This window comes from Rathayibacter sp. AY1H2 (assembly GCF_002931985.1).
GTDB lineage: Bacteria > Actinomycetota > Actinomycetes > Actinomycetales > Microbacteriaceae > Rathayibacter.
The window spans coordinates 13,703-28,447 of the sequence record NZ_PSUV01000014.1; the positions used below are offsets into that span (position 1 = coordinate 13,703).

The window sequence follows — 14,745 nt, forward strand, 5'->3', positions numbered from 1 at the left end:
GGCCGTGGCCTGATAGTCTTGCGAGGTTGCCCACCGCTCTGTAGCCGAGCGGAGCAGCGCATCCCTCTGAATCGCGCAGCCCGCCACTGCGGTCACCCTTCCCCCGCACCCGCGGAGGACACGACCGCGGCGTCCGCACTCCTCCCGGAGCCGGCGGTCGAGAGCTGCGACCGAACCTCTCAGACCTTGGAAGGACCACTGTGTCGACCACGTCCCGTACCCGCTCGAAGACGCGCCTCTCGCGCGCCCTCGGCATCCCCCTGACCCCGAAGGCCGCCCGCTACCTCGAGAAGCGTCCCTACGCTCCCGGCGAGCACGGCCGCTCGAAGCGCAAGGCCGACTCCGACTACGCGGTCCGCCTGCGTGAGAAGCAGCGTCTGCGCGCCCAGTACGGCATCCGCGAGAAGCAGCTCCGCATCGCCTTCCAGGAGGCGCGCCGCACCCAGGGCCTGACCGGTGAGAACCTGGTCGAGCTCCTCGAGATGCGCCTCGACGCCCTCGTCCTGCGCTCGGGCTTCGCCCGTACCACCGCGCAGGCCCGCCAGTTCGTCACCCACCGCCACATCATGGTGGACGGCAAGACGGTCGACCGCCCCTCCTTCCGCGTGAAGCCGGGCCAGGTCATCCACGTCAAGACCCGCTCCGAGGGCACCGAGCCCTTCCAGGTCGCCGCCGCCGGTGGACACGTCGACGTCCTCCCCAAGACCCCGGGCTACCTCGAGGTCGAGATCGACAAGCTGCAGGCGACGCTCCTGCGCCGCCCGAAGCGCGCCGAGGTCCCCGTGACCTGCGAAGTGCAGCTCGTCGTCGAGTACTACGCGGCCCGCTGAGTCCAGCCCTGCAGAGAAAGGCCCCGGTGTCCGCACCGGGGCCTTTCCCGTTCCCGGGGTCGCGATCCGGAGTGCCCGCCGCGCTCCGAGAGTCCCGCGCTGCGCCCGATCCGGCCGTCGCGCCCGAGCCGAGCGCCCGCCCCTGTCGCGGCCCGTCGGTAGGCTGGAGTGCCGCGCTGGGCGGCATCGAACGGAGGTCACCGTGACCGGTGGAGACATCGCAGGGCTCATCGCCGCGGGGGTGTTCGCGATCCTGGTGGCGATCACCGCCGTCCCGCTCTGGAAGCTCGGGCGCGTCTTCGACAGCACGAGCGAGGCCATCAAGCAGGCCAGCGACGGCCTGACGCCGATCCTCGACGAGTCGGCCTCCACCCTCCGCGAGGCCAACCACCAGCTCGCGCGGGTGGACACGATCACCAAGGACGTCGCCGAGGTCACCGGCAACGTCAACGCGCTCGTCGCCCTCACGGCCGCGACCGTGGGCGGTCCGCTCATCAAGCTCGCCGGCTTCACCGCCGGAGTCCGCGCCGTGCTCGTCGCCGGACGGACGGCCGACAAGGCCGGAGCCGCGGTCGGCCGCTCCGCCGCGAAGCGCACGAAGCGCCCGCGCTCGAAGTAGCGCCGCGCCCGCGCCCTAGAATCGAACGGGTCGTCGCGCCGTCGCGCCCGCCCCGCCGCTGTGGAAGGACACCCCGTGAAGAACATCCTCCTGATCGTCATCGGGATCGGCCTCGGATTCGCGGTCGCCCACCAGGTCTCGCGCACCGAGGCGGGCGCCCGGCTCTTCGCCGACCTCAACCGCACCGCGAAGGAGCTCGGCGAGGCCGTCTCCGAGGGCTACCACCAGCGCGAGGCCGAACTGAAGGCCGCCATCGGCGAGGGCTGACGCCCCGCCGCCCGACATCCGCGTCGTCACCGACCGAACCGTAACGGAACCCATGCAGACCGCAGACATCCGCAACCGCTGGCTCGACTTCTTCGGGAGCCGCGGCCACACCGTGGTCCCCTCCGCCTCCCTCGTGAGCGAGGACCCGAGCCTCCTCTTCACCGTCGCCGGCATGGTGCCGTTCGTGCCCTACCTCACCGGAGTGGTCCCCGCGCCGTACCCGCGTGCGACCAGCGTGCAGAAGTGCATCCGCACCAACGACATCGAGGAGGTCGGCAAGACGCCTCGTCACGGCACCTTCTTCCAGATGAACGGCAACTTCTCCTTCGGCGACTACTTCAAGGAGGGGGCGATCGGCTACGCCTGGGAGCTGCTCACCGGCGCCGAGAGCGACGGGGGACTGGGCTTCGACGAGAAGGACCTCTGGGTCACCGTCTACAAGGACGACGACGAGGCGATCGCGCTCTGGAAGACGATCGCGGGACTGCCGGACGAGCGCATCCAGCGCCTGGACAAGGACACCAACTACTGGTCGACCGGCCAGCCCGGCCCTGCCGGCCCCTGCTCCGAGATCTTCTACGACCGCGGCCCCGCCTACGGGATCGACGGCGGCCCGGCGACGGACGACGACCGCTACGTGGAGATCTGGAACCTCGTCTTCATGCAGTACCTCCGCGGCGAGGGCACGAGCAAGGTCGACTTCGACATCCTCGGCGAGCTGCCGCGCAAGAACATCGACACCGGCATGGGCCTCGAGCGCGTCGCCTTCCTCAAGCAGGGCGTCGAGAACATGTACGAGATCGACCAGGTCCGTCCGGTCCTCGATCGCGCCGCCGAGCTCTCGGGCCGCCGCTACGGAGCCGTCCACGAGGACGACGTCCGCATGCGCGTCATCGCCGACCACGTGCGCTCCTCGCTGATGCTGCTGTCGGACGGCGTGACGCCGTCCAACGAGGGGCGCGGCTACATCCTCCGCCGCCTCATGCGCCGCACGGTGCGCGCCATGCGCCTGCTCGGAGTGGACACCGCGACGTTCCCCGAGCTCTTCGCCGCCTCGCGCGACGCGATGGCGTCGGCCTACCCCGAGGTGTCCACGGAGTTCGAGCGCCTCTCGACCAGCGCCTACGGCGAGGAGGAGGCGTTCCTGCGCACCCTCGCGGCCGGCACCGAGATCCTCGACCTCGCGGTCCTGAAGACGAAGAAGGCCGAGTCGCCGACGCTGCCGGGCGACACCGCGTTCCTCCTGCACGACACCTTCGGGTTCCCGATCGACCTCACCCTCGAGATCGCCGAGGAGTCGGGTCTGACGGTCGACCGCGAGGCGTTCGATTCCCTCATGACCGCGCAGCGCACGCGTGCGAAGGCCGACGCGAAGTCGAAGAAGTCGGCGCTGGCCGATCTCTCGGTCTACGCCGACTTCCGCGCCCACGGCGAGACGCTGTTCACCGGCTACGACGTGCTCGACACCGAGACGCGCATCCTCGGCCTCATCGTCGGCGGGCACTCCGTCACGAAGGCGGTCGCGGGCGACATCGCCGAGGTGATCCTCGAGGCGACCAGCCTCTACGCGGAGTCGGGCGGCCAGGAGGCCGACGCCGGCCGCATCGTCGGCTCCGGCTTCGATCTCGAGGTCCTCGACGTGCAGAAGCCCGTCAAGGGGCTCATCAGCCACAAGGTCCAGGTCGCCAGCGGCGAGGTCGGAGTGGGCGACGCCGCCACCTCCGTCGTCGACCGCGACTGGCGCCGGGGCGCCACGCAGGCGCACTCGGGCACGCACCTCATCCACGCCGCGCTGCGCCAGGTGCTCGGTCCGCAGGCGCACCAGTCCGGCTCCTACAACAAGGCGGGCTACCTGCGCCTGGACTTCTCGTGGAACCAGGCCCTCTCGCTCGAGACCCGCAGCGAGATCGAGGAGATCGCCAACACGGCGATCCGTGACAACCTCGAGGTCGTCACGCGCGAGCTCCCGATCGACGAGGCGAAGGCGCTCGGCGCGATGGCCCTCTTCGGCGAGAAGTACGGCGACGTCGTCCGCGTGGTCGACATCGGCGGGCCCTGGTCGCGCGAGCTCTGCGCGGGCACCCACGTCGGGCGCTCGTCCGAGGTCGGCGTGATCAGCCTGGTCAGCGAGTCCTCGGTCGGATCGACCAACCGCCGCGTCGAGTCGCTCGTGGGCCGCGAGGCCTTCCAGGAGCTCGCCGCCGAGCGCGCCCTCGTCAGCACGATCTCGTCCTCGCTGAAGACCCCGCGCGAGCAGCTCCCCGAGCGGATCGGCGAGCTCGTCGCGAGCCTCAAGGCCGCTGAGAAGCGGATCGCCGCGTTCGAGGCCAAGGCCCTCGCCGACCGGGTGCCCGCCCTCGCCGCGACCCGCCGCACCGTGGGCGGCACGACCGTCGTCGCCGAGAGCATCGGCTCCGCCGGATCGACGGACGAGCTGCGCTCCCTCGTGACCTCCGTCCGCGAGCGGCTCGGCCAGGAGCCGGCCGTCGTCGCGCTCGCCGCCGACGTCTCGGGCAAGCCCGCGGTGATCGTCGCCACCAACCAGGCCGCCCGCGACCAGGGCCGCCGCGCGGGTGCGCTCGCCAGGCGCGCCGCCGGGATCCTCGGTGGCGGCGGAGGCGGCAAGGACGACCTCGCCCAGGGCGGCGGCTCCGACGTCTCCGCCATCGGCGCGGCGCTCGAGGCCGTGGTGCAGGAAGCGACCAGCTGAATGAGCCGGTTCGGCGTCCGGCTCGGCATCGATGTGGGCCGTGCCCGCATCGGGGTCGCCCGCTGCGACGCCGACGGCCTGCTCGCGGTGCCCGTCGAGACGGTCGCGCGGGCGGGCACTGACGGCGGATCCTCGGACGTCTCCCGGATCGCTCACCTCGCCGCCGAGTACGATGCCCAGGCGATCATCGTCGGACTGCCGTTGTCGCTGTCGGGGGCCGAGACGGCCTCGACGGAGGACGCGCGCGGATTCGCTCGACTGCTCGCCGAGGCGGTGCCCACCGCTCCGGTGCGGCTCGTCGACGAGCGGCTGTCGACGGTCACCGCTCAGAGCGCCCTGCACCGCTCCGGACGCACCACCCGCGGCTCCAGAGCCGTGATCGACCAGGTCGCCGCCGTGGTGATCCTGCAGCACGCCATCGATTCCGAGCGCTCGGCCGGCACCCCGGCCGGGGTCCTGCTCGAACCGAACGAAGGACCTCCTCGTGACCGACGTCCCCCCGAGCCGCCGCGACGCCCGCGCCGCCGAGCAGGCGCAGCCGACTCCGCCCGACCCGACTCCGGAGCAGCAGCCCGCGCCGACTGAGGCGCACGATCCGCTGGGCCGCCTCTTCACCGGGCCCGACGTGCCCGAGCCCCGTGGCCGCGACGACGCGGCCGCGTTCGACCCGGACGCGCGCCCGAAGCGTCGCCGCGCGGCTCGCGCGACGGGCGGCGCGAAGAAGCGCCGCAGCCGCCGCGGGCTCATCGGCGGGCTTCTGGCCTTCGGCGTCTTCGCCGCGCTCGTCGCCATCGCCGTCACGATCTTCCTCGAGCCCGTGCGCGGCCTGTTCGCCGAGCCCGAGCCGACCGACTTCACCGGCACCGGCTCGAGCGAGGTGCTGTTCACGATCCACCAGGGCGACGGCGGCAGCGACATCGCCAACAACCTCGTCTCGGACGGGGTCATCAAGTCGTACGACCCCTTCTACGACCTGCTCCTCGCCCAGAGCCCGGAGCCCGTCTTCCAGCCCGGCGCGTACTCGCTCAAGGCCGAGATGAGCGCCAAGGCCGCACTGTCGGCGCTGCTCGACTCCGAGTCGACGCGCCTCGCGAACACCTTCGTCATCCCCGAGGGGACGGCGCTCAAGGAGGCGCTGCCGCTCATCGCGGACGGTACCGGGGTCGCGCTGACGGACCTCGAGGCGGCCGCCGCCGACTGGGGCTCGTTCGGGCTCCCGGCCGGGGCGACGAGCCTCGAGGGGTTCCTGTTCCCCGCGACCTACGACATCGACCCGTCGACGCCGGCGCACGACATCCTGAAGACCCTGGTCGACCGGATGTACCAGTCGCTCGACCAGGCCGGCGTGCCGGCGGACGACCGCTACCGCGTCGTGGTGTTCGCGTCCCTCGTGCAGCGCGAGGCCCGCGTCGCCGAGGACTTCCCCAAGGTCGCGCGCGTGTTCCAGAACCGCCTCGACCAGGGGTGGCGCCTGCAGTCGGACGCGACCGTGGCGTACGGCACCGGCGCGACCGACCGCGTCTCGACCACGGACGCCGAGCGGAACGACGCCGGCAACGTCTACAACACCTACCAGCGCGACGGCCTGCCGCCCGCGCCGATCTCGAACCCGGGCGACGTGGCGATCGACGCGGTCATGCACCCCGCGGACGGCACCTGGATGTACTTCGTCACGGTGAACCTCGAGACGGGCGAGACGGTCTACTCCACCACCGACGCCGAGCACAACGCGGCCGTCGACCAGTGGCAGGCCTGGATGCGGGACCACCCGGAGTACCAGTGACGGCCGCCGGGTACCGCCTCGCGGTCCTCGGCGCGCCGATCGCGCACTCGAAGTCGCCCGCGCTGCACGCGGCCGCCTACCGGGTGCTCGGACTCGACTGGAGCTACCGCGCCGTCGAGACGACGGAGGCGACCCTCTCCGAGGTCGTGTCCGGTGAGCCCTGGCACGGACTGTCGCTGACAATGCCGCTCAAGCACGCGGTGCGACCGCTGCTGGCGGAGGAGGACGCGGTCGCCCGGGTCACCGGCGCGGTCAACACCGTGCTGGTCGACCGCTCCGGCCCGGCACCCCGCCTCCGCGGGTTCAACACCGACGTCGCGGGCATCGTGCGCGCCCTCGCCGAGGCGGGCGTCGTCTCGGCGGAGCGCGTCCAGGTGCTCGGCGGGGGAGCGACCGCCGCCTCCGCCCTGGCCGCCGCCGCCGAGCTCGGCGCGGCGCGGGTCGACCTCGTCCTGCGGACGGCGTCGAGGGCCGTCGAGCTCGCTCCGCTCGCGGAGTCGCTCGGCGTCCCGCTCTCGGTCCGCTCCTTCGCCGACTGGTCCACCGGAGCGCCACTGGTGATCTCGACGCTCCCCGGCGGGGCGGCGGACGGCCTCGACGTGCCCGACGCGGCGGTCGCGGGCTCGACCCTGTTCGACGTGGCGTACTCCCCGTGGCCGAGCGCGCTCGCCCGGCGCTGGGAGCAGGGCGGCTCCCCGGTCGTCTCCGGGCTCGGGATGCTGCTCCACCAGGCACTCGTGCAGGTGCGGATCTTCGTCGGCGGCGACCCGGTCCTGCCTCTCGATCGCGAGGACGAGGTGCTCGCGGCGATGCGCCGAGCCGTCTCGGCGGGTCCGGCGCACTGACCTCGTGTGCCAGAATCGGAGGATGCTCCGTTGGCTCACGGCCGGGGAATCCCACGGTCCCGAACTCGTCGCCGTCCTCGAAGGACTGCCGGCGGGCGTCCCCGTCTCCCTCGACGACATCCGCGCCGATCTGGCGCGCCGGAAGCTCGGCTACGGCCGCGGAGCCCGGATGAACTTCGAGCAGGACGAGCTGACGATCTCCTCCGGCGTCCGGCACGGAGCGACGATGGGCAGCCCCATCGCCCTGCGCATCGGCAACACGGAGTGGCCGCGCTGGGTCGACGTCATGTCGGCGGAGCCCCGTGACCCCGAGAGCCTGCCCAAGGGCCGCGGCGCCGCGCTCACACGGCCCCGCCCGGGCCACGCCGACCTCGTCGGGATGCAGAAGTACGGCTTCCCCGAGTCCCGCAACGTGCTCGAGCGCGCCTCCGCCCGCGAGACCGCGGCCCGCGTCGCCCTCGGCGCCGTCGCCCGCCGCTTCCTCGGCGAGCTCGGCGTCTCGCTCGTCAGCCACACCCTCGCCATCGGGCCGGTCCGCGTGCCCGAGGGCTCGCCGCTGCCCGGCCCGGCCGACGTCGCCGCCCTGGACGCGGATCCGCTGCGCTGCCACGACGCCGCGACCAGCGCCCTCATGGTCGCCGAGGTGGACAGCGCCCACGACGACGGCGACACTCTCGGCGGCGTGGTCGAGGTCCTCGCGTACGGTCTCCCGCCCGGACTCGGGTCCTACGTGCACTGGGACCGTCGTCTCGACTCCCAGCTCGCGGCGGCCCTGATGGGGATCCAGGCGATCAAGGGCGTCGAGGTCGGCGACGGCTTCCTCACCACCACCCGCCGCGGCTCGGAGGCGCACGACGAGCTCTTCCAGTCCGCCGCCGGCATCTCCCGGTCCAGCGACCGGGCCGGCGGCACCGAGGGCGGGATGAGCACGGGGACCGTGCTGCGGGTCCGCGCCGGCATGAAGCCGATCGCGACCGTGCCGCACGCGCTGCGCACCGTCGACGTCGCCACCGGCGAGGCAGCCGGCGCTCACCACCAGCGCTCCGACGTCTGCGCGGTGCCGGCGTCCGGTGTCGTCGCGGAGGCGATGGTCGCCCTGGTGCTCGCGAACGCCGTGCTCGAGAAGTTCGGCGGCGACAGCGTCACCGAGACCCGCCGCAACCTGCAGGGCTACCTCGCCGCCATCCCCGACGAGCTCCGCACGGCCGCCGCGAGCGACCCGGCTCTCGGGCTCGCCTGATGGCCGCGTCCTCGGCGGCCCGCTGATGGCGGGTCACGATACCGGCGCGGCCCGCGCCCGCCTCGTCCTGATCGGCCCGATGGGGGCCGGCAAGACGACGATCGGCAAGCGGGTCGCGAAGGCGCTGAGCGCCGGGTTCGTCGACTCCGACGCGGAGTTCGTGCGCATCCACGGCCCGATCGCCCCCTACTTCGACGCCCACGGCGAGCCGGCCTTCCGCCGCGAGGAGCGCCGCGTCGTCGAGCGCGCCGTCCGCCGCGACGTGGTGCTGAGCCTCGGCGGGGGAGCGGTGCTCGATCCCGCGACGCGCGCCGACCTCGCGGACGTCCCTGTCGTGCTCCTCACCACCACGGCCGAGGCCGTCCGCGACCGGCTCGGCTCCGGCTCCCGCCCGCTGGTGCGCGGCGGGGTCGGCGACTGGGTCCGCATCTTCGACGAGCGGCGCCCGGTCTACGAGTCCCTCGCGGACACCGTGGTCGACACCTCCCGGCGGCCGATCACGCTGATCGCCGCCGAGATCGCGGAGTGGGTGCGCGCGCAGCGCCCCTCCGCCACCCCTGCACCATCGGACCCGGCGGCCACGAGCCGCCCGAGCGGAAGACAGTCATGAACGACGGCACCACCGCCATCCCCGTCGCCGGAGAGAACGGCTACGACATCCACGTCGGGCGCGGACTCCTCGACGGCCTCGCCGACGCGATCGGCCCCCGGGCCGCGAAGGTGCTCATCGTGCACCCGCCGACCCTCGCGGTCCTCGCCGCCGAGATCCGCGAGAGCCTGCTCGAGCGCTACGAGGTGCTGCTCGCCGAGGTCCCGGACGCCGAGGCCGCGAAGCGCGTGGAGGTGGCGGCCTTCTGCTGGCAGGTGATGGGGCAGTCGGACTTCACCCGCACGGATGTGGTCGTCGGCTTCGGCGGCGGCGCGATCACCGACCTGGCCGGCTTCGTCGCCGCCACCTGGCTCCGCGGGGTCGACCTGGTGCAGGTGCCGACCACCGTGCTCGGGATGGTCGACGCGGCCGTCGGGGGGAAGACCGGCATCAACACGGCCGAGGGCAAGAACCTCGTCGGCGCCTTCCACGCGCCGCGGGCGGTCGTCGCCGACCTCGACGTGCTGACCAGCCTCCCGCGCAACGAGATCCTGGCCGGCTTCGGCGAGATCGTGAAGTACGGGATGATCGCCGAGCCGCGCATCCTCGACATCATCGAGTCCGACATCGACCTGGCCACGGACCCGACGTCGGAGGAGTTCCGCAGCCTGGTCGAACTGTCGATCGGGATCAAGGCGCGGGTCGTCGGCGAGGACTTCACCGAGAAGGGCCTGCGCGAGATCCTGAACTACGGGCACACCCTCGGGCACGCGGTCGAGCACGCCGAGCGCTACCAGTGGCGCCACGGCGCGGCCGTCTCCGTCGGGATGATGTTCGCGGCCGAGCTCTCGCGCCTGACCGGATCGCTCAGCGACGCGGTCGTGGACCGCCAGCGCCGGGTCCTCGAGTCGCTGACCCTGCCGACGAGCTACCCGCTCGGACGGTGGGAGACGCTCCTCGCCGCGATGCAGCGCGACAAGAAGACCCGTGCGGGCATGCTCCGCTTCGTGGTCCTCGACGACATCGCCCGCCCGAGCATCCTGCAGGGGCCGGAGACGTCGCTGCTGTTCGCGGCGTACCAGGAGATCGGATCGTAGGTCCGACTCGGCTGAGCCCGGGCGGCGCCGTTGGGGCGATTCGCACGCGGCGTCCAGACTCCTCTGCCGACGGGGCCGCGTCGACTACACTCGACGGGTCAGCCGGACCGGCCGATATCGCCGCGCCCGCGTACCGGGCTCGCCGGCGCAGACTTCCACCGAAACGGATCCCCCTTCGCATGGCCTCTACCACCGACATCAAGAACGGCACCGTCCTCAGCATCGACGGCCAGCTCTGGAACGTCATCGACTTCCAGCACGTCAAGCCGGGCAAGGGCGGCGCCTTCGTCCGCACCAAGATGAAGAACGTCCTCACGGGCAAGGTCGTCGACAAGACCTTCAACGCGGGCGCCAAGATCGACACGGCCAACGTCGACCGCCGCGACTTCCAGTACCTCTACCGCGACGGCGCGGACTTCGTGTTCATGGACACCAGCGACTACGACCAGATCACCGTCCCCGAGGCGGTCGTCGGCGACGCGGCGAACTTCATGCTCGAGAACCAGAACGTGACCCTCGCCCTGCACGACGGCGACCCGCTCTACATCGACCTCCCCGCCTCGGTCGTCCTCGAGATCACGTACACGGAGCCGGGCCTCCAGGGCGACCGCTCGACCGGCGGCACCAAGCCCGCGACGGTCGAGACCGGCTACCAGATCCAGGTCCCGCTCTTCCTCGAGCAGGGCACGAAGGTCAAGGTCGACACCCGCACGGGCGACTACCTCGGCCGCGTCAGCTGAGCCGGGCCTCCCGTGAGTGCTCGCACGAAGGCGCGCAAGCGCGCCCTCGACATCCTCTACAACGCCGACGTCCGGCAGATCAGCTTCGCCCAGTCGCTGCGCGCCGAGGCCGAGCGAGCGGCGAACGAGCCGGCCCGTGAGGCCTCGTGGCTCTACGCCCGCGAGATCGTCGACGGGGTCATCGACCACGCCGACGAGATCGACGAGCTGATCGCCCGGCTCGCCCAGGGCTGGACACTCTCGCGCATGCCGCTGGTCGACCGCGCGATCCTCCGGATCGGGGTGTGGGAGATCCTGCACAACGACGCGGTGCCCGACGGCGTCGCCATCTCGGAGGCCGTCGAGGCCGCCACGTCGCTGTCGACCGACGACTCGGCGGGCTTCATCAACGGGCTCCTCGCCTCCGTCGCGGAGTCCCGCACGACGGCCTGACCCGCCCCGGAGACCTGCTCGGCCCGCCGGATCCCCGTGATCGGGCGGGCCGAGGTCGTTCCCGGGCTGCCCGTCCGGCGGGCAGCGCGTCGGCCCCTATACTCGACACGGCTTTTCCTTTAACAGCCGTCCTGTGAGGCGGGGAAGGAGGTCGGTGTGACGGCACGAATCGTGCTCAACGGCGCTGACATCACGCGAGCGCTCACGCGCATCGCCCACGAGATCCTCGAGTCGAACCGCGGCCCCGAGTCGCTGGTCGTCCTCGGCATCCCGACGCGCGGCGTCGCCCTCGCGAGGCGCATCGCCGAGACGATCGCGCGGATCGAGCCGGACGGTCCCCCCGTCTTCGCCGGCTCCCTCGACGTGACGATGTACCGCGACGACCTCTCCCGGCACCCGGTCCGCACCCCCGCGCGCACCGCCGTCCCCGCGAGCATCGACGGCCGGACCGTGGTCCTCGTCGACGACGTCCTCTTCTCGGGCCGCACCATCCGCGCCGCCCTGGACGCCCTCAGCGACATCGGCCGTCCGCGAGCCGTGCGGCTGGCCGCGCTGGTCGACCGCGGACACCGCGAGCTCCCGATCCGGGCGGACTTCGTCGGCAAGAACCTGCCGAGCAGCCTGAGCGAGCGGATCAACGTCCGGCTCGTCGAGACGGACGGTGAGGACCTGGTCGCGATCGAGTCGCAGGCCACCGGCGAGGAGACGGCTCCGTGAAGCACCTGCTCTCGACCCGGGACCTCGACCGCGCGAGCGCGATCGCACTCCTCGACATCGCCGAGGACATGGCGGACGTGCAGAACCGCGAGGTCAAGAAGCTGCCGACCCTGCGCGGGAAGACCGTGGTCAATCTCTTCTTCGAGGACTCCACCCGCACGCGGATCTCGTTCGAGGCGGCGGCGAAGCGGCTCTCGGCCGACGTCATCAACTTCAGCGCGAAGGGCTCCAGCGTCTCCAAGGGCGAGAGCCTGAAGGACACCGCGCAGACCCTCGCCGCGATGGGCGCCGACGGCGTGGTCATCCGCCACAGCGCCTCCGGAGCCCCCGCGGTTCTGGCGGCGAGCGGCTGGATCGACGCGTCGATCCTCAACGCCGGCGACGGGACCCACGAGCACCCGACCCAGGCGCTCCTGGACGCGTTCACCATCCGCCGGCGCCTGCACGGCGCCTCCGCGTCCCGCGGCAAGAGCCTCGACGGCGTCGCGGTCACGATCGTGGGCGACGTCCTGCACTCGCGGGTGGCGCGCTCGAACGTCTGGCTGCTGACGGCCCTGGGCGCCGAGGTGACCCTGGTCGCACCGCCGACCCTCGTGCCGGTCGACACGCGCGACTGGCCCGCGACCATCCGCTTCGATCTGGACGAGGCGATCGACACCGGGCTCCCCGACGTCGTGATGCTCCTGCGCATCCAGCTCGAGCGGATGTCGAGCGGGTTCTTCCCCAACGGCCGGGAGTACGCGCGGATCTGGGGCCTCGACGACGAGCGGCTCGCCCGGCTGGGTCCCGATACCATCGTCATGCACCCCGGACCCATGAACAGGGGCGTCGAGATCTCCTCGGCGGCCGCCGATTCGAGCCGCTCCACGGTGCTCGAACAGGTCACGAACGGAGTGTCCGTCCGGATGGCCGCGCTCTACCTGCTGCTGTCCGGCGAACGGGAGGTCCACTGATGAGCACTGCCCAGCCGCTTCAGAGCACGGCGCCGGAGCGGATCCTGATCTCGGGAGCGACGCTCGCCGACGAGTCGACCGCCGACCTGCTGATCGACGGGGGCGTGATCGTCGAGATCGGCGCCGACCTCGACTCGCGCGGGGCCCGCGTGATCGACGCCGACGGCCTGCTGGCGCTGCCCGGCCTGGTCGACCTGCACACCCACCTGCGCGAGCCGGGGTTCGAGCAGAGCGAGACGATCCTCACCGGCACGCGAGCTGCGGCCGCCGGAGGCTTCACCGCCGTCTTCGCGATGGCGAACACCTCGCCGGTGCAGGACACCGCGGGCGTGGTCGAGCAGGTGCAGAGCCTGGGCGAGGACGCCGGCTACGCGACGGTCCGCCCGATCGGCGCGGTGACCGTGGGTCTGGCGGGGGAGTCGCTCGCCGAGCTCGGCGCGATGGCCCGCAGCCGCGCGGCCGTGCGGGTCTTCTCGGACGACGGGAAGTGCGTCTCGGACGCGCTGCTGATGCGCCGCGCTCTCGAGTACGTCAAGGCGTTCGACGGAGTCGTCGCCCAGCACGCGCAGGAGCCGCGGCTCACCGTGGGCGCGCAGATGAACGAGGGCGCCGTCTCCAGCGCCCTCGGCCTGCAGGGCTGGCCCGCCGTGGCCGAGGAGGCGATCATCGCCCGCGACGTGCTCCTCGCCGAGCACGTGGGCTCCCGCCTGCACGTCTGCCACGTCTCGACCGCGGGCTCGGTCGACGTCATCCGCTGGGCGAAGGCCCGGGGGATCGACGTGACCGCCGAGGTCACCCCCCACCACCTGCTCCTCACCGAGCAGGCCGTCGCCGGCCAGGACGGGCCGAGCTACGACGCCCGCTTCAAGGTGAACCCGCCGCTGCGCCGCGACGAGGACGTGCTCGCCCTCCGCGAGGCCCTCGCCGACGGCACCATCGACATCGTCGCCACCGACCACGCGCCGCACCCGGTCGAGGCGAAGGACTGCGAGTGGGACGCCGCGGCGTTCGGCATGGTCGGCCTCGAGAGCGCGCTGAGCGTGGTGCACGCCGCCGTCGTCGAGGACGGGCGGATGAGCTGGTCCGACGTCGCGCGCGTGCTCTCCTCCGCCCCCGCCCGCATCGGCCGGCTCGACGGCTACGACCGCGGCCTCGCCGTCGGGGCCGCCGCGAACGTCGTGCTCTACGACCCGGAGGCGCGACGCCGCTTCTCCGTCGAGGACCTGCGCGGCCGCAGCGGCAACTCCCCGTACCTCGGTCGCGAGCTGCCGGGCCGCGTCGTCGCCACCCTCCACCGGGGCTTCCCGACCGTGCTGGACGGCGAGCTCGTCGACGCGGCGGTCGTCGCCGCCTCCGCGAAGGCCTCCCGTGGATAGGGCCGCGATCACGATCGTCATCGCCGCGGTCGTCGTCCTCGTCTTCGTCGGCATGCTGCTCTCCTGGCGCGCGCGGCGCCGCCGCTCGGCCGCCCTCGCGCCGGAGCCCGTGCCCGCGTCCTCGCTGGGCGCCGAGGTCGAGCGCGTCGACCTCCCGTACGTGGCCACGACCCGCTTCGAGCAGCCGCTCGAGCGCGTCGTGCTGCCGGGGCTCGGCTTCCGCGGCAACGCTGTGCTGCGCCTCCACGAGCGCGGCGTCGTGATCGCCCCCGTCGGCGAGCGCGAGACGGTGATCCCGGCCTCCCTCCTGCGCGGAGCGGGCCAGGGCAGCTACGTGATCGACCGCGTCGTCGAGGAGGGCGGCCTGCTCGTGATCTCCTGGTCGCCCCGCGGCGACGAGACCGTCGACAGCTACCTCCGCGTGGCCGAGCCCGCCCTCCGGGCGCACCTGGTCGCCGAGCTGCAGCGCCTCGCCGGCCTCCGTTCCTCCCCCTCCCACCCCGGAGCCGCCGACGGCGGCCCCGACACGACCCAGAAGGGCTCCTAG

Annotated in this window: 15 protein-coding genes and 1 pseudogene; all 16 read left to right on the plus strand. The window is 72.6% G+C overall.

Going from position 1 to position 14,745, the window contains the following annotated elements:
* Positions 1 to 200: 200 nt before the first annotated feature.
* Positions 201 to 830 (plus strand): 30S ribosomal protein S4, encoded by a 630-nt coding sequence (gene rpsD / locus C5C29_RS11155; RefSeq protein WP_068210518.1) that lies wholly within the window; start codon positions 201 to 203, stop codon positions 828 to 830.
* 202 nt (positions 831 to 1,032) lie between these two features.
* Complete coding sequence (locus C5C29_RS11160) at positions 1,033 to 1,449, plus strand: DUF948 domain-containing protein (RefSeq protein ID WP_104224759.1); 417 nt, start codon at positions 1,033 to 1,035, stop codon at positions 1,447 to 1,449.
* 75 nt (positions 1,450 to 1,524) lie between these two features.
* The gene (locus C5C29_RS11165) at positions 1,525 to 1,716 is read left to right on the plus strand and encodes a hypothetical protein (protein WP_104224758.1); all 192 of its coding nucleotides are present in this window, start codon (positions 1,525 to 1,527) and stop codon (positions 1,714 to 1,716) included.
* 52 nt (positions 1,717 to 1,768) lie between these two features.
* On the plus strand, positions 1,769 to 4,426 hold the full coding sequence (alaS, locus tag C5C29_RS11170; RefSeq protein WP_104224757.1) for an alanine--tRNA ligase: 2,658 nt from the start codon (positions 1,769 to 1,771) through the stop codon (positions 4,424 to 4,426).
* Positions 4,427 to 4,900, plus strand: a pseudogene (gene ruvX / locus C5C29_RS11175) (Holliday junction resolvase RuvX); the annotation flags it as partial.
* Between the two features lie 10 nt (positions 4,901 to 4,910).
* Positions 4,911 to 6,209 carry an endolytic transglycosylase MltG gene (gene mltG / locus C5C29_RS11180; protein ID WP_181065474.1) on the plus strand — a complete coding sequence of 433 codons (1,299 nt, stop codon included), beginning with the start codon at positions 4,911 to 4,913 and terminating at the stop codon, positions 6,207 to 6,209.
* The gene (locus tag C5C29_RS11185; protein WP_258059240.1) at positions 6,206 to 7,054 is read left to right on the plus strand and encodes a shikimate dehydrogenase; all 849 of its coding nucleotides are present in this window, start codon (positions 6,206 to 6,208) and stop codon (positions 7,052 to 7,054) included. The genes mltG and C5C29_RS11185 overlap by 4 nt, the downstream gene beginning before the upstream one ends.
* 22 nt (positions 7,055 to 7,076) lie before the next feature.
* On the plus strand, positions 7,077 to 8,294 hold the full coding sequence (gene aroC, locus C5C29_RS11190) for a chorismate synthase (RefSeq protein WP_104308391.1): 1,218 nt from the start codon (positions 7,077 to 7,079) through the stop codon (positions 8,292 to 8,294).
* A 25-nt stretch (positions 8,295 to 8,319) separates the two neighbouring features.
* Complete coding sequence (locus C5C29_RS11195) at positions 8,320 to 8,904, plus strand: shikimate kinase (protein ID WP_104224753.1); 585 nt, start codon at positions 8,320 to 8,322, stop codon at positions 8,902 to 8,904.
* The gene (gene aroB, locus C5C29_RS11200; protein WP_104224752.1) at positions 8,901 to 9,980 is read left to right on the plus strand and encodes a 3-dehydroquinate synthase; all 1,080 of its coding nucleotides are present in this window, start codon (positions 8,901 to 8,903) and stop codon (positions 9,978 to 9,980) included. The genes C5C29_RS11195 and aroB overlap by 4 nt, the downstream gene beginning before the upstream one ends.
* A gap of 179 nt (positions 9,981 to 10,159) precedes the next feature.
* On the plus strand, positions 10,160 to 10,720 hold the full coding sequence (efp, locus tag C5C29_RS11205; RefSeq protein ID WP_068210208.1) for an elongation factor P: 561 nt from the start codon (positions 10,160 to 10,162) through the stop codon (positions 10,718 to 10,720).
* A 12-nt stretch (positions 10,721 to 10,732) separates the two neighbouring features.
* Positions 10,733 to 11,152 carry a transcription antitermination factor NusB gene (gene nusB, locus C5C29_RS11210; protein ID WP_104224751.1) on the plus strand — a complete coding sequence of 140 codons (420 nt, stop codon included), beginning with the start codon at positions 10,733 to 10,735 and terminating at the stop codon, positions 11,150 to 11,152.
* A 156-nt stretch (positions 11,153 to 11,308) separates the two neighbouring features.
* Positions 11,309 to 11,869 (plus strand): bifunctional pyr operon transcriptional regulator/uracil phosphoribosyltransferase PyrR, encoded by a 561-nt coding sequence (gene pyrR, locus C5C29_RS11215; protein WP_104224750.1) that lies wholly within the window; start codon positions 11,309 to 11,311, stop codon positions 11,867 to 11,869.
* Positions 11,866 to 12,822: an aspartate carbamoyltransferase catalytic subunit gene (locus C5C29_RS11220; protein WP_104224749.1), complete on the plus strand. Its 957-nt coding sequence runs from the start codon at positions 11,866 to 11,868 to the stop codon at positions 12,820 to 12,822. Before pyrR ends, C5C29_RS11220 begins: the two co-directional genes overlap by 4 nt.
* A complete protein-coding gene (locus C5C29_RS11225) occupies positions 12,822 to 14,198 on the plus strand; it encodes a dihydroorotase (protein WP_104224748.1) in 1,377 nt (458 codons plus the stop codon). The genes C5C29_RS11220 and C5C29_RS11225 overlap by 1 nt, the downstream gene beginning before the upstream one ends.
* Positions 14,191 to 14,745 carry a hypothetical protein gene (locus C5C29_RS11230; RefSeq protein ID WP_104225322.1) on the plus strand — a complete coding sequence of 185 codons (555 nt, stop codon included), beginning with the start codon at positions 14,191 to 14,193 and terminating at the stop codon, positions 14,743 to 14,745. The genes C5C29_RS11225 and C5C29_RS11230 overlap by 8 nt, the downstream gene beginning before the upstream one ends.

Coding starts and splice junctions, on each gene's coding strand:
- alaS (WP_104224757.1), top strand. CDS start 1,769: ATGCAGACCGCAGACATCCGCAACCGCTGGCTCGACTTCTTCGGGAGC.
- aroC (WP_104308391.1), top strand. CDS start 7,077: ATGCTCCGTTGGCTCACGGCCGGGGAATCCCACGGTCCCGAACTCGTC.
- C5C29_RS11195 (WP_104224753.1), top strand. CDS start 8,320: ATGGCGGGTCACGATACCGGCGCGGCCCGCGCCCGCCTCGTCCTGATC.
- aroB (WP_104224752.1), top strand. CDS start 8,901: ATGAACGACGGCACCACCGCCATCCCCGTCGCCGGAGAGAACGGCTAC.
- efp (WP_068210208.1), top strand. CDS start 10,160: ATGGCCTCTACCACCGACATCAAGAACGGCACCGTCCTCAGCATCGAC.
- C5C29_RS11225 (WP_104224748.1), top strand. CDS start 12,822: ATGAGCACTGCCCAGCCGCTTCAGAGCACGGCGCCGGAGCGGATCCTG.